This is a genomic window from Streptomyces antibioticus (assembly GCF_002019855.1).
Classification (GTDB): domain Bacteria; phylum Actinomycetota; class Actinomycetes; order Streptomycetales; family Streptomycetaceae; genus Streptomyces; species Streptomyces antibioticus_B.
This window is the reverse complement of the sequence record NZ_CM007717.1, coordinates 8,462,192-8,480,704: the sequence shown is the minus strand read 5'-3', so window position 1 is coordinate 8,480,704 and position 18,513 is coordinate 8,462,192. Positions and strand designations below refer to the sequence as shown.

General features: G+C 69.1%; 11 protein-coding genes and 1 pseudogene. 10 read left to right on the top strand and 2 right to left on the bottom strand.

The genetic code is table 11. The features are described from left to right. Positions 1–573 precede the first annotated feature (573 nt). From AFM16_RS38210 to tpg, 3 genes are read left to right on the top strand one after another with little or no spacing between them, the layout of a single operon-like run. On the top strand, positions 574–2,970 hold the full coding sequence (locus tag AFM16_RS38210; RefSeq protein WP_078631439.1) for a DEAD/DEAH box helicase: 2,397 nt from the start codon (positions 574–576) through the stop codon (positions 2,968–2,970). A 55-nt stretch (positions 2,971–3,025) separates the two neighbouring features. After that, complete coding sequence (gene tap / locus AFM16_RS38205) at positions 3,026–5,134, top strand: telomere-associated protein Tap (RefSeq protein ID WP_078631440.1); 2,109 nt, start codon at positions 3,026–3,028, stop codon at positions 5,132–5,134. 5 nt (positions 5,135–5,139) lie between these two features. Beyond that, on the top strand, positions 5,140–5,697 hold the full coding sequence (gene tpg / locus AFM16_RS38200) for a telomere-protecting terminal protein Tpg (RefSeq protein ID WP_078631441.1): 558 nt from the start codon (positions 5,140–5,142) through the stop codon (positions 5,695–5,697). A 216-nt stretch (positions 5,698–5,913) separates the two neighbouring features. Here the strand turns inward: tpg and AFM16_RS38195 are convergent, their stop codons facing one another. After that, entirely contained in the window at positions 5,914–7,356 is a 1,443-nt protein-coding gene (locus tag AFM16_RS38195) for an AAA family ATPase (RefSeq protein WP_167797118.1), read from the bottom strand. 120 nt (positions 7,357–7,476) lie between these two features. Here AFM16_RS38195 and AFM16_RS39215 point away from each other — a divergent pair, with 120 nt between their 5' ends. The 4 genes and pseudogenes from AFM16_RS39215 to AFM16_RS38185 all read left to right on the top strand — a co-directional run bounded on the left by AFM16_RS39215 (position 7,477) and on the right by AFM16_RS38185 (position 11,550). Then, positions 7,477–7,695 carry a hypothetical protein gene (locus tag AFM16_RS39215; protein WP_143648267.1) on the top strand — a complete coding sequence of 73 codons (219 nt, stop codon included), beginning with the start codon at positions 7,477–7,479 and terminating at the stop codon, positions 7,693–7,695. 97 nt (positions 7,696–7,792) lie between these two features. Then, a pseudogene (locus AFM16_RS40720) lies at positions 7,793–8,299 on the top strand (TniQ family protein); the annotation flags it as partial. Between the two features lie 12 nt (positions 8,300–8,311). Beyond that, positions 8,312–11,068 (top strand): helicase associated domain-containing protein, encoded by a 2,757-nt coding sequence (locus AFM16_RS38190; RefSeq protein ID WP_256861255.1) that lies wholly within the window; start codon positions 8,312–8,314, stop codon positions 11,066–11,068. A 356-nt stretch (positions 11,069–11,424) separates the two neighbouring features. After that, complete coding sequence (locus AFM16_RS38185) at positions 11,425–11,550, top strand: helicase (RefSeq protein ID WP_078631443.1); 126 nt, start codon at positions 11,425–11,427, stop codon at positions 11,548–11,550. Between the two features lie 100 nt (positions 11,551–11,650). Here AFM16_RS38185 and AFM16_RS38180 read toward each other — a convergent pair whose 3' ends face one another. Further along, a complete protein-coding gene (locus tag AFM16_RS38180; protein ID WP_078631444.1) occupies positions 11,651–13,627 on the bottom strand; it encodes an AAA family ATPase in 1,977 nt (658 codons plus the stop codon). Positions 13,628–14,019: 392 nt separating this feature from the next. Between AFM16_RS38180 and AFM16_RS38175 the strand changes: the two genes are divergently transcribed. The 3 genes from AFM16_RS38175 (at position 14,020) to AFM16_RS38165 (ending at position 18,512) form a co-directional block, all read left to right on the top strand. Then, the gene (locus AFM16_RS38175; RefSeq protein ID WP_078631445.1) at positions 14,020–15,426 is read left to right on the top strand and encodes a TniQ family protein; all 1,407 of its coding nucleotides are present in this window, start codon (positions 14,020–14,022) and stop codon (positions 15,424–15,426) included. A 129-nt stretch (positions 15,427–15,555) separates the two neighbouring features. Continuing rightward, positions 15,556–16,380, top strand: coding sequence for a TnsA-like heteromeric transposase endonuclease subunit (locus AFM16_RS38170; RefSeq protein WP_370627974.1), 825 nt, complete (start codon positions 15,556–15,558; stop codon positions 16,378–16,380). Further along, positions 16,377–18,512 carry a TnsB C-terminal domain-containing protein gene (locus AFM16_RS38165; RefSeq protein ID WP_078631447.1) on the top strand — a complete coding sequence of 712 codons (2,136 nt, stop codon included), beginning with the start codon at positions 16,377–16,379 and terminating at the stop codon, positions 18,510–18,512. Before AFM16_RS38170 ends, AFM16_RS38165 begins: the two co-directional genes overlap by 4 nt. The last annotated feature ends 1 nt before the right edge of the window (position 18,513 follow it).

Sequence of the window (18,513 nt, the reverse complement as noted above, 5' to 3'; positions counted from 1 at the left end):
CCCGCGGAGCGGGCTATGACTCGGCAAGCCGAGTCATAGAGAAACGAATTGCGCAAGCGCAATTCGAATTCCGGCGCAAGCGCCGGAATGAAATTCCGCAAGCGGAATTTGAAAAGCAGGGTAATTCGCGCAAGCGCGAATTGGGACAGCCGCGCAAGCGCGGTTGCCTGAGCTGGCAACGAGAGCGGGGTGCATCACGCGCGGGCCTGTGTAGCGACTCGAAGTACCAGCCACCACCCCTTGCAGCGAATATGACGGACAGCCACTGCGGCAGATGCCGGCCTGCCGCGGTGAACGGGCTCCGCTGCGCTCTGCCCGAACCCCTCTGGAGCGCCCCAACTCGCTTCAGCATGTTCACCGGTCTCCCCCTCTCCTTCACTGCACTCCGCCGTCAGGGGTGCGGAGTCATCTCGCATCATCCTCGGTGATGCGAGATGACGTGAGGCTGATGCATCAAAGCTTTCCCCTGTGTAGAATCTGGTATCAGGCAGTACACCCAGGGACTACCTTCTTCACCCCGGGAATCCACTTCTGATGGCGCCTCACATCTCACGAAAAGGGGAACACCCGGGAATGACTGTGAAGCTGCGAGACCATCAGGTCGAGGCCGTGAGCAACATTGTGCGTGGCCTCGACATCCCGCCGGGCGGGATTCCCGGGCATGGTCTGCGTGGACAGGTGCACGCTGCCTGCGGTACGGGGAAGACGACTATTGCGGCGGCGTCGGCGAGGCGGCTGGTTCCGAGGGGGCGTGTTCTTGTTCTGGTGCCGACGCTGGATCTGTTGGCGCAGACGGTGAAGGCGTGGCATGACGTCGGGCATAGGGGGCCGGCGGTTGCGGTGTGTTCGCTCCAGGACGATCCGGAGCTGTGGGATTTGAAGGTGCGGTCCACCACGAATCCGGTGCAGTTGGCGTTGTGGCACGGGCAGGGGCCGGTGACGATCTACGCCACGTACGCGTCGCTGGGCGTGCTGGCGGAGGCGTTCGAGGGTGTCTATGGGCAGCAGTTGGCTCCGGTGGATCTGGCGGTGGTGGATGAGGCGCACCGGACGAGTGGGTCGATGGGCAAGGCATGGGCGGACATCCACAAGCAGACCGTGATTCCGGCGGTGCGGCGGTTGTATCTGACGGCGACGCCGCGGATCTGGCAGGAACGGCCGGCGAACTGGCAGGTGAAGGCTGGGGTGTTGGATCCGCTGCCGGAGATGATGGCGGCTTCCATGGACGACGAAGAGCTCTTCGGCCCCGTGCTGTACAAGCTGTCGCTCGCGTCGGCGGTCTCCCGCGGGCTGCTGGCGCGGTACCAGATCATCGTCCTCGAGCTGAAAGACCCGGTCGTCACACCCGAACGGCTGATGGGCGAGGAGCGGCACAGTGAGGAAGTGCGGGGTCAGCGCCTCGGTGCCCTCCAAGCCGCGCTCCTGCACACCATGAGCCAGCACAACCTCCAAACCTGCATCACCTTCCACCACCGGACGATAGAGGCTTCCGCGTACGCGGAGGGCCTTCAGCGCGTCGCCAAACGGCTGCACGCCGACCAGCCCGAGAAGTACCCCTCTGAGGTCTGGGCGGACTGGCTGTGCGGCGAGCATGTCCCCGAGCGCCGGCGGGACGTCCTCGGGTCCTTCGGGTCCACGGCGCGGCGGGCTGTGCTCTCGAACTGTCGGGTCTTGGGTGAGGGTGTCGATATTCGAAGCGTGGACTCGGTGGCTCTCTTGGATCCGAAGGGGGCGCCGCACGACATCGTCCAGGCCATCGGCCGGGCGCTGCGGCAGAAGCCGGGACAAGGGAAAATGGCCTCTCTGATCGTGCCGGTCTTCCTCCAGCCCGGCGAACAACCCGAGGACATGTTCACCTCTGGCTCCTACCGGCCCCTGGTTAAAGTCCTCGAAGGCCTGCGAGCCCACGACGAAGAAGCCGTGGAACTCCTCGCCATCCCCCAGGAACCCCAGAAAGACGTCGCGCAGCCGTCTGAGTTCATCGGTACGGCACCTGAAGAGGGCAAGGAAGAATCCCGCCTACTGCTCCGGTTCGCAGCCCCCAGGGATCCGGTGATGGTCGCGGACTGGGTGTCCTTCAACGTCATCGACACCGAACGCCAGGACTGGGCACGCGGCTGGGCGAAGCTGAAGACGTACGTCGAGCGGGTCGGGAACGCGCGGGTGCCCTACGGACATCGGGAGGGTGCGACACCGCTTGGGCAGTGGGTGGCAGAACAGCGAAGGGCGTACCAGGCAGGGCAGATGAGCGGCCAGCGCGCCCGCCGGCTGGAGAAGCTCGGCATGATCTGGTCGGTCGCCGATGAGCGGTTCCAGGAGAACCTCGAGGCCGCGAAGGCGTATTACAACCAGCACTGGACCCTGTGTGCTCCGAGGTCCGCAGTGGCCCTGTCCAGACCGGTAGGACAGTGGTTGAGCAATTTGCGCCGCCCCGGTGCGCTGGACGGTCACCCCGAGTGGGAGACAGCGCTCAAGAAGGTCGACGAGGACTGGAACCCGTCGTGGCCGGCTGAGTGGCAGCGGCACTACGCCGCCCTGCGCGAGCTCGTGCGCGACGAAGAGGGCCAGGCCGACGTCCTGCCCGGATTCACCGTCCACGGCATGGACATCGGGAAATGGCTCGCCCGACAGCGGACGCCGTCGGTCTGGCAGGCGCTGGCGAACGGGCAGCGCGAACGCCTGGAGCAACTCGGCTTCAAACCGCCGGCCCCGGAACCTGAGGCGACAACCGCGAAGTCACCCACAGCGTCTCTGAGCACCTTCGAGCGGGGCGTGGCGGCCCTCGCGCAGTACAAGGCCCGTGAGGGCTCCGTGACCGTCCCACGAGGCCACACAGAGCGGCTGGAAGACGGGGTGGAAGTCCGACTTGGCGTGTGGATCATGAACCAGAAAGGGCGCCGCGTGAAGCTCACCACCGACAAACTCGCCGCGCTCGCCGCGCTGGGGCTGGAGTGGGCCCTGAAAGGCTAAGAAACGGGATAAGTTTGTGGTTAAGTAAGCTTGCCTGGAGTGAGGGTGCAGGGTCATGGCATCTGAGGAAGAGCTGTTCGCGTCCGTCGACGCTCTGTTGAACGAGGAGCCGCATCTGCCGCCTCCGGCGGAGCGTGCCCGGCTTCGTGAGGCCGCCGGCATCACCCAGGCCCGCTTGGCCACCGCGCTGAAGACCACGACCCAGTCAGTGAAGAACTGGGAGAACGGCCGAAGCGAGCCGAAGTCGCCGCGCCTGGACGCATACCAGCGGCTGCTGAACGGGTGGGCGGCGAAGTACCCCGCCCCTGGCGCAGCTCCGACAGCCTCGGTTGCCGCCACGGCGCCCGCGGCGTCTACCGAAGCGGGTGCGTCCAAGGTGGAGAGGGCAGATGCCCCGCAGGCTCCCGCCGTTGCGGCTGCGGCGCCGGCGCGCCCCGCCGTCCGACCCGCTGCGTCATCGCGGCGTCCGGCCACGAAGAAGGCGGCGCAGCCCGCAGCCGACCCGCGCTTCCCACACGGGCCCCTCGCGGTCCTGGACGGTGACGGCTGCGCGTACGGCACGGGCGGCATCGTGCTCGACTGCCCCGCGACCACCGTGCCGGAGCTGGTGGAGTGGACGCTGCACGAGTCCGGCCTCGGCGCGCCCAAACTGAACCGCTACGGCAAAGACTCCGACCCCCTGATCGTCCTCACCGCCGCAGCCGCCGTGAAGCTCGGACTCCCCGAACGCCTGGAAGGCCATGAGCAGCGCCGCTCGCTGCGTCTGCCTGAGGATCACCCGGTGGTCAAGCAGGTGGGGAAAGCGAAATGGCGGCTCACCCAGCGCGGGTTCGGGCCGTGGGCAAGGATCTACCGCAAAGCCACCGGCACCCAGCGGCAGTGCGTGCAGCTCGCGATCCTGTCCTGGGACGCCCTCGATGATCGGTCCTGGCCCGGCGTCTCGGAGATGGAGCCGGCCGACATCGCCCGCGTCCTCGGCGTGTATGCCCAGCGGGTCATTACCCCGCGAGGGTCGACGGCCGTGTCCGGGCTGGAGCTGATGACGGCGCTGCGGCCGCCCACGCGCGCGGTGCAGGACCCGCAGACGGGGAACTGGGTGCCCGGCCACAACCCCGGCTCGCTGGGCACGGAGCCGATGGACCCGGCGCCGCCCGAGGCCACCGCCGAACACCCCGTCGTCGTCGACAGCGGCTGGAGCGGCGGGTTCCTGAACGAGGAGGCGTACCAGTGGGTGCGCGACGTCAGCCTGCTCAACGATGAGGAGTGCACGCTGCCGTACGCGGTCGGCCTGGACCTGAACACCGCCTTCCTCGCCGCCGCGGCTCGCCTGGTCGTCGGCCTGTCCGCCCCCGACCACTTCCACACCCCGACGTTCAACCCGAAGATCCCCGGCTCCTGGCTGGTCGATCTGTCCCACGTCGAGGTGGACCCGCGCCTGCCCTCGCCGTTCACGCCGGACGGCACCCGGCCGGCCGGGCCTGCCTGGTACCAGACGCACACCGTCGCCTACGCCCAGGAGCTCGGCTACAACGTCCAGCCCCTGGAGGCATACCTGCGCCGCGAGACCGGCGCCTACCTCGACCCGTGGCACGATCAGCTCAAGACCGCGTACGTCGACACCCTCGCCGACCTCGGCGTCACCAAGGACCTGACGGATGCCGAGTTCCTGGCGGCGATGGAGCGGCACAAGGACGTCGACCCCGCGATGGCGGCCGTGCTGGCCGCCATCAAGGCCACCGTCAAGGGCGGTATCGGCAAGCTGCGCGAGCGCCCGCAGGGCAGGAAGTACAAGGAGGGCGAGCGGTGGCCGGCCCTTCAGCGGCCAACCTGGCGCCCCGACATCCGCGCCGCCGTCATTGCCAAGGCCCGGGTCAACATGCACCGCAAACTGCGCAACATGGCCACGATGACGGGCCTGTACCCGCTCGCCGTCCTCTCCGACTGCGTCGTCTACCCCTCGCCAGGGGAGAGCCCGCTGGACTTCCTGCCGTATGCCGCGTCCGGCAAGCCGCAGCCCGGCGGATTCCGCCTCGGCCCCACACCTGGCCTGGCGAAACTGGAGGGCGTCCAGTCGATGCTCTGGGCGGTCGACCTGATGGAACAGGGCTACAACCCGGCCCGCCACATCAAAGGCGGCGACGCCGTCCTGGACGAAGGTGAGTAGGCGCTGTGGGAGAGATCGACGACGCCATCGAACGCGCCGACCGGGAGGGCTTCACCCGCCAGCCGCCCAAGACCCTCCAGGCACGCATCAACTTCCTGATGAAGCAGCTCAGGACGACCAAAGCCGTTGCCCAGGAGATCGGGGTCAGCCAGCGGTCGGTGGAGCGCTACCGCAAGGGCGAACGCAAGCACCCGCCCCAGGCGATCGCCGAACGGATCGACGCGGCCGTACGGGCGCGTTGGCAGCCCCAGGTACGCAGACGCCGCCGGAAGCAGGCCGCCACCACCACGGGCATCACGGTGGAGACGAGGGCCAGGTTCGGCTACACCGCACCCATCGGCACCACCGACGACGGACGCTTCCGACGGCTCACCGTCCACCTGCCCCCCACCTACGCGCAACGCCTGTTCAACGCCCGTGACACAGGCGCCAGCGACCAGCAGATGCACCAGATCATCGCCGAAGGACTCAAAGACATCTACTTCCAAGACAGCGGAGCCCGCGCCCTGGGACTCTCCGACGTCACCCTCAACGACATCGACTACCTCGACTTCGACTACTGACCCCGGCAGCAACCGGGAACCCGGACCTGCTCGTGTGACTTAGCGCTTGTTTGGCCACTTAAGTGCTTCACCTAGCCGTTCTGAGCACGGCATCTCGGCGAGCCGCCCGCAGCATCGGCGCCTTGCTGGAGGCGCAGCAGACCGGCTGGAGCCAGTAGGCGGAGTGCGGAGCAGCGGCTGCCGATGCCTCGCCGGGACAGTTGCGGCGAGCTCGGCCTATGGGGGTCTCTCCGGGCGGAAACGAATGATCCGGGCCCGCGATAGCGACGCGAGGGTCATGCTGTGCGTCGCAATTACGAACTGACAGCCCTGCGCGACCCGCTCGTACATCCACTGCACTTGCCGGGCACTGGCCTCCGGGTGCAGGCCAGCCTCTGGCTCATCGAGCAGAAACAGCCGGTTTGGCCCGTCCATACCTTCAAGGAGCGCATCCGAGCCCTCGGGCGAGGTGCCCAGGTACGACACGAACAGGCGGCTCTCCGGCTCCCGCGAGGTGGACCACCGCGCCTCCAGCCCCTCGGCGATCACACGGCTGAGTGAACTAAGCCCATGTGGCAGGCCGCCGTTGCTGAAGCGGCAGTGTGTCAGCAGTGCCAGTGCTTCCAGGACAGCCGACTTCCCCGAACCGTTCGGGCCCGCCAAGACAGTGATCCCGGAGTGGAACGAAACCCCCTTTTGCAAGCTTCGGATGATCGGCAAGGAGGACAGCCCAACGTGCTGCCCGCCGACCAGCCGCACCGACTGCAGGAATCCCGCCCATGTGCCGTTCTGGTGGGCGAACTCGTCGGAGAAGCCGTCGAGGACCTCTCCCGCAATCTCGACCTCTTGCCCCGTCAGGCCCAACATGCGGTCGACGTCGGCAAGCTCGCCATCCTGAAGATCGAGAGTCGGCGGAGCACTTGCCCTCGCGATGGTCGGCTGCGGCTCGCCGGGGCGGTCTCCTGGCAGCAGGAAACGGCTGAGATCGGCGACGTACTGCGACCACTCCACCAGCATGCGCTGGGCACGGTCCCGCTCCATCTCGGCAACGACCTGTTGCCACTCGCTCTCCTGCAGCCGGTGCTTCCATGCCAGCACCGACGAATCTCCCTCTGCCAGCTGTCCCCGGGCCTGAGCCAGCCGCAGATCATCCACGCGTTGCCGGATCCGCTCGCAGATCATCAGCAGGGCCCGTGCCACCTGCCGCATGCGGTCCCGCTCCGCCAGCAGCGCTGCCTCACGCTGCTCTGCCTGGCGCAGTTGCTCGGCGAGATCGAGTGCCCGGTGCGCCAGAGGGCTGTCCACCAGTTCGCGGTGAGAGACCGCCCTCTGGCAGGCCGCGTCCCAGGGGACGCGGACTTCGGCCAGACGCCGTTCCTGCAGTGCGGCGTTGTCCGTGGTGACATCCACAACGGCCTCGATGAATTCCCACGTCAGGCCCCTGCCCGCGAGGCGCTCATAAGTTGCAGTGCGTCGCGGCGGGGCACCATCGCCGAAGTGCTCCGGGGTAAACCGGTCGATCAAGGCGGGCACGGTGCAGCCGGCCTGGTCGAGCCACGACCGCAACAGCTGGGCCACTTCGTTGTGCGCGGCACTCGGTCCTGACAACGGCCCCCATTTCGTTCCCGCCCCGTTCATCGCCTTGCCTTCCTCCCCGCCTGCATCAACAGCCAGAACCATGCTGCCGTGCCGGAACCCCGTCCGGGCCCATCCGCCGGACAACCCGGACTGCTGGCCCGGCCCGCCCCGGCCGGACAAGGCTGAGCTCCGCCATCGGTTGACTCGCAAAGGAAAACCACAATGACTTCGCTCGACCATGATTCAGCACCGGCGCATTCGAGCCGCATGGAGAAGGCGCTGCAGTGGATCACCGCGCTGACTCTCCTGGCCACGGTCGCGGCCGTAATCGTGCTCGCCCTCACCGACAACGCCAGCTATCTCGGTACGGTCCTCGGGATCGGCGCTGCGGCGGCAGCCATCGGAGGGACCGTGCGCATTTGCATCCACGTCCGCGGCTGACTATTCGGCTGCCCTCGGGTGAGGCACACAGGCCGGCCCGGGGCGGCTGATCTCGTCGCGGACCGGTGAGTGCTCCAGTCGGCCACACTGGCCAACTGTGCCGCTCGGTCACAGCTCGTCTGAGCCGAAGCACGATAGTTGTCACACCACGGGATGGGTGGGGAAGCTGTTGCTGGCTGCGGGTGCCTTTCGGGTAGCTCCCTTGCAGGGTGAGATGACGCTGTCGTTCCTGGGGCGGATCGCGGACAGGTACGGCCTGACGGTGCGGAGTCTGCTGTCGTCGGTTACCGAAGTGGCCGGCCAGCAGGGCCTCGCCGGGGCTTTGCAGGGCGACAGTGAGGTGTTCTTGAACGCCGCGGCCCGGGACCGGGTCGCGGCGCTGTGTCGTGTGCCGCAGGTGGGCTTACACCGTGCGTTGCCAGCCTGGACGCGGGAGGAGCCGCTGGGCCCCTCAAAGGAGAGGCCGACGGCGCGGCTCCACAAGGGGGTCGAGACGGTTGCCGCCTGGGGTCCGGCGTGCCCGGGCTGTGTGGCTGCGCGGACCGGCCGCGTGGCACCAGCCCGGGTGTACCTGGCGGCGCACCAGCGGGTCTGCTCACGCCACCGGTGCTGGCTGATGAGCGTGCCTGGCAGCGGGGGCCGTGTCGTGGGGCTGGCCGGATGCCCGGAGGTGGTCCAGGCGCAGGAGGATCACCGGAGGCTGCTGCGCCGCTCCCCCGTCGCTGGTCCGGCGTTCGAGGTTGCTGAGGCGGTCACCGCCTCGTGGTGGGCGCAGAAGTGGCCCGAGGAGCGCCTGTGGGCGATGCGGCTGGTTGCGGCCATGCCCGAGGGCGAGGATCCGGTGCGGTGGCGGATCCTGGCGCGGGATCTGGTCACCTACCCAGAGACCGTCGCCCTCGCCACGCTTCTGGCCAGCCGGGCCTGGCGGCTCCGTGTCGCGGCCGACGGTGGTGGTCACCTCCCCTACCGGTTGGCTGATGTGCCCTGCGTGCCCCGCGAGCTGGGCCATCGCTTGAGGCGCCCGTGGCTCACCGAGCGTCTGGCCGCCTGCACCCACGGACCGCTGTTTGCCTGGACGTACCTGTGCATCCGTACGGGGGGCGGCAGTGGAGACGCCGAGCAGCGGTTGTGGCAGGTCCCCTTGGCGCTCCGGCCCCGGCCTCTCGCCGACGGTCTCGCGGGCTACCAGCGTCGGCAGACCGCGGGCCCAGAGGGTCTGCCGGCTCAGAAGCGGCTGCGGGGCCACAGCGTGCACGCCGACGGGGCCTTCGCGGCCGGCCTGGCCCACGCGCGCACGTACGCCGCCCGGCACGGCCACCTCGCCACTCGCCGCGACACGCGAGTCGGTTCCTTCTCCTTGGGGAAATGGGTGCACAACCAGCAGGCCCACGCCTTGGCCCTGCCTGAAGAAAAGGCCGCTGCCCTGAAGGAGGTGGATCCGTGGTGGAACATCCCCTGGTCGGTGAAGTGGCAGCGCTCCTATTACCGCGCCCGCGACCACGTCAGGCGCCACGGCCCCCTCAATGCCGCCGACGGCTTCCCCGATACCCACGTGCTGACTGGGGAGTGGCTGTACCTGCAGTGCACCGACTACGGCTCACTCCACCCCGAACAGCGCCGTCTGCTGGCCGACATCGGCATCACGGCCCAGGTTGCCGGTAGCGCACGCCCGCGCCGAACGAGCCGGACAGCGGGCATCGATAAGGCTGTTGCCTGTGCGCGCGTCTTCGTCGCCGAACACGGATGCCTGGCCCTGGCCACCAAGAACGTCTCGTACCAGGGGTTTTTGCTCGGGAAGTGGCTCGCTGCCCAGCGTTGCCTCACCCGCCGCCAGGACGAACCAGCGCACCTTCAGGTGCTCGACGCGATCGACGTGTGGTGGAACCCGCCGTGGCCCCTGGCGTGGCAGCGCACCTGGCACCGGATCCGCGCTCATGCCCAAGACCGGCGCCAAGGGGCTGCAGAAGAGGGCTGGCCGGACGGCAGTGACGGCTGGGCCACGTGGCTGTCCGTACAGTGCACCGGCTACCGGCAGTTGCATCCGCAGCAGCAGCATCTGCTGGCGGAAATCGGCATCACCGCCGAGACCGCCGCCACTCGCCCCCACGAGATCATCGCCCGGCTCTGCGGTACGGGCCCCGGGCTGGCCCACGCGCGCATGTACGCCGCCGCACACGGCCACCTCGCCACGCCCCAGAAGGCTTGCCTTGAGGGGTTTGCGCTGGGCCGGTGGCTGAGCGAACAGCGCCGCCAGGCGCGGGAGCAGCTTCGCAGTACAGGCGGGACATGGCCGGTCAGCACGCTCCTCGCAGCGCTCGACCCCTGGTGGAACCCGACCTGGTCCTTGGAGTGGCAACGCAATTGGAGCCGCGTACGAAAGCGGTCAGAGTCCGCGTCCGCAGCCGACAGCAGTGGTGGTACCGGCATTGAGGACCTCGAGACAGAGCTGGCCGGCTGGCTGAGGCACCAGTGCACCAGCTACGGCAGACTCCACCCCGGACAGCACCGCCTGCTGACCGAGATGGGCATCACCGCCGACATGGCCCGAGCCGCCCAACCACCGGCTCCCCGCGCCGAGCCCGGTCTCCTGGACACCGCTCTCGCGCAAGCTCGCGTCTACGCCGCCGAATACGGCCATATCGCCGCGCCCGCCAGCACCGTCCTCGACGGGTTCCCGCTGGGGAAGTGGCTGGCCTGGCAACGACGACGCGCCCGCCAGGGCCGCCTCTCCCCCACCCGGGCCGAAGCCCTGACCATGATCGATCCGTGGTGGAACCCGCCCTGGCCCCTGCAATGGCAGCAGGCCTACCACCGACTCCGCACAGCAGCTACAGGCGCCGACGGCCCACCGGTCACGAACCTCCCCCGAGGCCTTTGCCGCTGGATCCGTGTCCAGCAGGAGTCCTGGGAACATCTCCACCCAGGCCAGCAGGACCTCCTGACCGCCCTCGGCATCACACCCCACGCTGCCGTAGGCGAACGCCCCGCCCCGGCCACACGCTCCTACCCCGCCAGCCCCGGACTCGACCACGCACACGCCTACGCCGCCCGACACGGCCACCTCACCCCGGACAAACACACCCGACACGACGGCTTCCCCCTCGGCAGATGGCTGTGCCAGCAACGCCGCAAAGCCCGCGCCGGCGCCCTCTCCCCCACCACTGCAACCGTCCTCACCAGCCTGGACCCGTGGTGGAACCCACCCTGGCCCTACACCTGGCACCGCACCTGGCAGCAATACCGCACCACGATCAACGGGAACGAGACCCTCCCCCGCGCCCTCCAGCACTGGGCCAACGCCCAACGGAGTCAATGGAGCACCCTCCACCCCCACCAACAACAACTCCTCACCCACACCGGCATCACCGGATGAGCTCGCGGTGTCCAACAAGATCCGCGACCCCTCCGAGTGGTGCCGCCTCCGGCGGACATCTCCGCAGTCCCGCCACCGGCTGACACGGTCCTGCCTTCTGGCGTGCGCAGCGGTGTCCGCACACCGGGGGCCGGCCTAGGAGTGTCCTGAAGATCTTGAAGTTGCGCCCGGATTGCGTTAGTTCATGGCGATTTACATTTACTGGCAATCCAGGGCGAGCCGGGCGGCTGGAGCAAGATCTTCATCAGTCTCCTAGCCCCGAGAGCAGGCAAAGGACCCGCCGCCGGATTGGGGCCGGCGGCGGGTTCGGGCGGAGCCACCACAGCGTCCCGCAGAGCCACGCAGAGGGGATCTTGGTGGAGGGCGAGGCCACGCTGGTGTCTGAACTGGGCGTATGGGTCTCCAACGTCGAGGCCCGCCAGGACAAGCGCATGGTCGTACAGCGGGCCGCGCTCGTGGAGCTGGGAGTGGACTGGGCGTGACGCCGGTCGATCGCGGGCGTAGAACCAGCTGGGCATCCATGCATGCGCAAGACCCCGGGACGTCATGAAAGCTTCCCGGGGTCTCGTGCTGTCGGCAGGTTCAGGCGGTGAGTTTCTTGAAGACCGTCTCGAAGCGGTCGAGGGTCTCGTCATCTACCTGCTCGAAGAAGGCGTCCTTGTCGCGGGTGAGCTGGTGTGCGGGTCCGACGTGGTCGAAGTCCCGGGGCTTGTGCTGCTTCTCCCGGGCGATCCCGATGCGCTTGAGGATAGGGAGGGGCTTGTCGGAGGCGATCAGGTCGGCCTCGTTGATGGTGACCTCGGTAGCCCTGTTGTGGAGCCAGAGATAGTCCTTGGCAGAGAAGAGGTCCTCGATGTCGGCCGTCTCGGGGAGCCCTTCGAGTTGGCCGATGACGGTGATGTGGGTGGCGTCGACGTTGGCGGCCTGAGCGGCGCTGAGGACCTTGGTGGTCACCTTGGTGGTCTCGGCTCCGTCGATGAGCGCGCGGACGGACAGTCGGCGTCCCATGACGGCGACGAAGGCCGGCATGTTGCCGATGCCGCCGACCGGGATGATGGCCAGCCGGGGATCGAGGCCGGTGCGGCCCTTGCTGATCAGGTAGTCGGACATGCGCAGGAGGAAGATGAAGTCGCTACTGCCTTCCACCGCCAGGAGCGGGCCGGATCCGAGGAACAGGTGCTGCGATACGGAGTATCCGAGCGCCGCCTCCACCGGCAGGATCGTCTTGGGGTCTGCGGACAGGCTGACCGAGGTGATGACGACGCCCAGACTCGGGTCTTCGCGGGTCGCCTGATCGTGGATGGCGCGCATGGTCTCGTACCGCGTGGGGTCGATCATGTGCTGGGAGTGGGTGGTGTAGAGGACCTGCTGCTTGGGTCCGAGTTGCCCGTAGACGTACCGGAGGAAGTCGCCCTGGGCCTCGCCGTGCAGGCTGGTGCCCGGTTCGTCGAGCAGGACCACGACGCGCTCATCGGTGTCGCGGTAGGCGCTGAACGCGGCCAGGAAAGAGAAGAACCACTGGAAGCCGGTGGAGCGGGTGGAGAAGTTGGTCTCTACGCCGCCGTGCCGGTCGTCACGCAGCTCGATCTTGAGAAGCCGGTGGTGTGGCTGCGGCTGACCGTTGGGGTCTGGGGGCATGGCGATCAGATCGGTGTCGAAGACGACGGTAAGGGCGTCGTTCTGCTTCCAGTACTCGAAGACCTGATCGCTCAGGTCCAGGCTGGCGGCCTGAAGTTCGGCCTTGCGGCTGTCGTAGTCCTCGTCCAGGAAGTCTTCCGGCCCCTCGCCGGCAAGGCGGAGCAGGGACATCATGGTCTCGTCTCCGCGCTTCCACTGCTTGGCCTTCGCGCGTTCAGCGAGCGCGTGGAGGTCGCACTCGCCGGGGAGCAGTTCGTAGGTGGAGAAGTAGAAGAACCGGGGGAGCAGCTCGATCAGCTGCTCATGCTGCTCGTCGTCGAGGTTCTCTTCGACGTACTGCTTGTGCCGGTCCAGCTCGACCGGGATCTTCTCGATCGCCTTGACCCGGGCCGTCTTCTTGCCGGCGCCCACTTCCCTCGCCCGGGCCTTTGCTGCGGCGCTCACAGCCTCGATGCTCGTGTGGTCCCCGGCGATGGCCTCGCGGTCGTCGGTGTTGTCGACGCCAGCTTCTTCGAAGACATGGCTCAGGATATCCCCGAGGGTGCAGTACACCTCGGCTCGGAGGCTGCCGTCGTACAGGCGTGACGCCTTGACATAGGTACCCGCCGGCGGGCGTACGCCGACCACATCTTCAAGTGCGTCGACGTCCGCGTCTTCCAGCGCGAACATGGCCGTCACAGGAGCGACCTTGTCGAGGTTCTTGGAACGGCGGTCCCTGGACAGGTGCCGCCGCGGATAGTCGGTGGTGACGTGGAAGTCGTCCGCGTTGTTGGCCGGGTTCAGCCGATGCAGAGCCTTGAGGATCGTCGTCTTGCCCGACTCGTTCTTGCCGATCAAGCATGTGACCTGAGGGTCGACCGCCATGGTCTGCTTGTTCGTGATGTTGCGGAACGCCTCGATCTCCACCGAAGTCACCAGCATGGCACTCCCCTCCAAGGGCCACGTTGCCCTTGCCTGTTCCGCGCAGCGTGCAACCTGTGCCAGACGGGACAGGTGCGAGCGCGCGTTATGTCTTATTCCGCCAGTATGAATCCCGCCACTGACAGTGGCGTCCCGCTTTTCGACGAGGACGTCGCGGTCGACGTACGGATCGACACAGCGAGGACATGAGCGCGCGCTGCTTGCGTTCTGCTGACTCGACCCAGCTGGGCCCGCGTGACTTCTGCCGCTCCGGCTTGGCGAAGAGACTGGGGCAGCAGCTTGTGGAAGGGGCACCCCCTACGGCCGTCCCGCGCGGATCCGGTTTGCTTGATCTGATGGGCATCCGTTGCGAAAGCGCCCGCCCGAGACGGCGAACACGAGACCGTGGTGGAGTGCCCCATCACCCCGGTCTCCTGCGGACCGCTCCCCTGCAGGGAGAGACGACCTCCTCGCTGATCTGCCGCATCGCGAGCCGCTACGGGATGGAAGCGAAGGTGTTGCGGTCGTGCTGGCAGTGGCGCAACTACCCGCCGGGGCACGACGGCGGGGGCGCGCGGGCCGACGCCGAGGTGCTGCTGAACGCGACCGGACGGCAGCTCCTGGCAGGCCTGTGCGGCATCGGAGAAGACGTGCTGGCGCGGGCGTTGCCGTCCTGGGGACAGGAGGACGCCAAGCTGTCGGCCGGGAAGAACGGGGTGCCGGCGGCGGCGTGGCGGACCGGCGGCGCGGTCGCCGGACCGGTCGCCTTCGGCTGCCGTCTGTGCGCGGCCCGACGCACGGGGACGGACGCGCGGGTGGTGCGGTACACGCCGCGATGGGAGCGGGTGTGTGTCCGGCACGGGCGGTGGCTGCTGGACGCGGACGCCGACCAGCCCTTGGAACACCTGGACATACGGGATCTGCCGGAGGTGGTCGCGGCGCAGCGGCGGTGGGCGAAGGTGGCACGGCGGGCGGTGCGGGCCGGAGTCGAGCCGGAGAGGGGGTTCGCGCTGGCGCACGCGGTGGTGGCCCGGTGGTGGGAGCAGGCGCTTTCCTGGGAGCGTGAAGTCATCTGGCCACGCCGCCTGCACCAGGTCGCGGGCGGCAACGCCGGGACGGAGCTGGAGCGGTGGCGGATCGTGGGCCGGGACGCGGTCGTCTTCCCCGAGGTGGTGGCCGTCGCCGACGCGCTGCTGGACCCGGTCATGGCCGAGTTGGCGTGGCCGGACAGCGGGGCCGGGCAGCCGCGGCCGCTGCCCGCTGACGGGGCGTTCTGCCGCCGGCTGGGTGAGCGGGTCGGGCGGGGGTGGCTGGGGCCGTTGGCCGCCACCGACTACGGCGGCCCGCTGACCTCGTGGATGGGCGCGGTCATCCGCATCCGCCGCGGCGCCGGGGGTCCGCCTGGTTACGGCAACGATCCGTGGTGGCTGAGGCAGGAGCACCAGCCCGAGTCCATGGCCGCCCAGCTGCGTGTCCTGTCCGAGGAGCGCAGCGCGCCCGGCTCGGGCACCACGTGGCGCTCTGCGGTGTCGGCCGAGCAGCGGGCGCGGATCACCAGTCTGGTCAACGACGCCGAGGAGCAGCTGACCCAGCTGCGCGGTGCCCAGTACGGCAAGACCGCCGACGCCGCTCAGCAGTTGCTGGGCAACCTCGGCCATGCCGCCACTCTGATCGAGCAGGCCGTACGGGAGACCGCTGCGGCAGCCCTCGGGGCCGGGATGGTGCTGGAGGATCTGGCGCGCTGGGCCCGCCTGCCGGCCGATGTCCTGGCCGAGGCACTCCCGGACCACCGCAAAAGGCAGCCTGGAAAAGAGCGGTGAGCGGGTGTCAGGAGGCAGGCAGGGTGTGCACGGATCGTGATCTGCAGGGCATACCTCATCGCCCGGCACTCGTGATCAGAATCCGTGAAGCCGCCCACCAGCGGGGCGGGACGGGCTTGACTGGGGCGCGTGGGCAGCAAGGACGCAGCGGCCGCATCAGGCGGCCGCTCACAGCACATGCAGACGGACACCGGATCCGAGTGGGAGGCGGTCTTTGTCGACCCCGTCGGGCAGGTGGTGCAGCAGCGGTGGGCGGACGCGGTTCTCGCGGTGGCCTTCGAGGATCTGGAGCCGGTTTCGGCGTTCCCGGTGGTGCCAGGGCGGCGGTGGGGGCCCGGACAGTGGTGGTCGGCCACGACCGGCCGACATGTGGCCTGCGGGTCGGCCGCGATGCGGGCGCAGCTGATGGTGCTGGACCGCGACCCTGAGGTGGTCGGCCTGGCAGGACGGCCGGTCCGTCTGCTGTGGCGGGACGCGCGCGGCCAGGTGCGCTCGTGGGTGCCGCAGCTCTTCGCCCGCCACCGCGACGGCACCGCAGTGCTGGCCGACTGCCCCAGCCACCCGGAGGCCGGCGGAGAGCGGGCGCAGCGGGCTGCGAGGGTCCTGGAGGAGGCGTGCGTGCAGGCTGGCTGGAGCTACCGGCGCCTTGAGCCGCTGGAAACGACCCTGGCTGCGAACCTGAAATGGCTGGCCGGCTACCGCCACCCCCGCAACGCCGGCCGTCCCCCTCTCGCGGCCGCCGTCCGTGAGGCGTTCACACAGCCGCGGCCTCTGATCGAGGGCACCGAAGCGGCGGGCGACCCGATCGAAGTCCTGCCCGCCGTCTTCCACGCCCTGTGGCACGGACACCTCACCACGCCCCTGGACATACCGCTGCACGAGCGGGTCCTCGTCAGCACCGGCGCCGGCGCTGCGAACGGCCGCAGCGGCCCGGGCAGCGGGAACGGGCGGTGAGCGGGCGGCGTGGCGGGCGGCCGGTGCTGCAGGTCGGAGCACACGTCCGCTTCCGTGACAGCACCTGGCAGGTCATCGCTGTGGCGGGGCAGCAGGTCCACCTCGCCGGTGAGACAGGAGGAGACGAGACGGTCGTGGCCGGGCATCTGTTCGCCGACCCGTCCTTCACCATCGTGGGCGCCGAGACGCCCCAGGCCGTGACGCAGTGGGGTCTGTTCGAAACCGCGCCCGAGGGCGCGCGACGCAAGGCGCTGGCCTGGCAGCGGCACATCCGCGAGGTGGAGTCCGGCCTGCCCGGCGGGCCGGACAGCGGCGGGGTGCCCCGGCCCGAGTACGACCCCGACCGGTTCACGCTCGCGCAGCGCGAGGAGGCCAAGGCCGCGGAGCTGACCGCGATCGGCTTCGGACCTGTCTCCCGGACCACGGTGCAGCGCATGCGCCTGGCCCACCGCAAACAGGGCTTGTGGGGGCTGGTCGACCACCGCACCACCCGCCGCCCCAGCCCGACCGGGCGCACCGACGAACGCGTCATCACCGCCATCGAGGAGGCGCTGCGCCGCCAGCGAGGCCGCTCCAAGGGCACCGTCAAGGGCCTGATGCCCCTGGTCACCCAGATCCTCTCCGACCGGCATGGGCGCGGCACGGTGACCATGCCCTCCCAGGCCACCTTCTACCGGCTCGTCCACCAGCTCGCCGGTCCCGCCGAACACCCCCACCGCCCCGCCCGGACGCTCCCCTCCCCGGCCGGCAGGCGGGCGTTCACTCCGACCGTGGCGCTGCGGCCGGGCGAGCAGGTGCAGGTCGACACCACGCGGCTGGACGTTCTGGCCGTCTTCGACGACGGCACCACCGGCCGGCCCGAACTCACCATCGCCGTCGACGTGGCCACCCGCGCCATCCTCGCCGCCGTCCTGCGCCCCGCCGGCACCAAGGCCGTCGACGCCGCCCTGCTGCTCGCCGAGATGGCCGTCCCCCACCCCGCCCGCCCCACCTGGCCCGACGCACTGCGCCTCGCCCACACCCAACTCCCCCAGCTAAAGCGGATGATGGGTCTGGACGAACGCCTTCAGGGCGCAGCCGCCCGGCCGGTCGTGGTGCCCGAGACGATCGTCGTCGACCGGGGCAAGATCTACCTGTCCACGGCGTTCAGCGCCGCCTGCGAGAGTCTCGGCATCAGCGTCCAGCCCACCCCGCCCCACGCCCCCGCCGCCAAAGGCATCGTCGAGCGCACCTTCGGCACCATCAACGCCCTGCTGTGCCAGCACCTGCCCGGCTACACCGGCTCCGACGTCACCCGCCGCGGACCCGACGCCGAAACCGAGGCCTGCTTCAGTGTCGCCCAGCTGCAGGACCTGCTCGACGAATGGCTGATCCACTACCACCACCGCCCCCACGAAGGCCTGCGCCACCCCACCCTGCCCAAGAAGGCCCTCACCCCGAACCAGATGTGGGCCGCCCTCATCGCCGTCGCCGGCCACGTGCCCCTCCCCCTCAGCGGCAGCGACTACCTCGAACTGCTACCGGTGCGCTGGCAGGCCATCACCGAACGCGGCATCCGCATCGACCACCGCACCTACGACGCGGACGTCCTCACCCCCTACCGCGGCCAGCCCTCCCCCGTCACCGCGCGCGGCGGCAAATGGGAGATCCACACCAACCCCCACGACGCCCGCCAGGTCTGGATCCGCCTGCCCGACGGACACCTGTCAGAGATCCCGTGGATCCACCGCGACCACATCCACGAGCCGTTCAACAGCGCCACCTGGCAGCACATCAAAACCATCACCACCCGCCACGGCGACCGCGACACCCACGAAGCCGACCTCGCCGACGCCCTCGACCAGCTCATGCGCCGCGCCCACACCGGCACCGCCACCGCAGGCGAGCAACGCCTGATCACCCGCACCGCACCGCTGAAAACACCCCCGCCCACGGCCGGCACCCGCACGGCCCACGCCCCGGAGCCGCAGGCCGACGGATGGGACGACGACAGTCTCGACGACCTCGACGACCTGCCTGACGACCCAGAGCAGGCTGACGGCGAGGAGGAAACCGTCGACGACGGCGACGCGCCCGTCCCGTACACCGGACTCGGCCTCTACGACCCCGCTCAGGAAGCCCTCAACTGGTGAC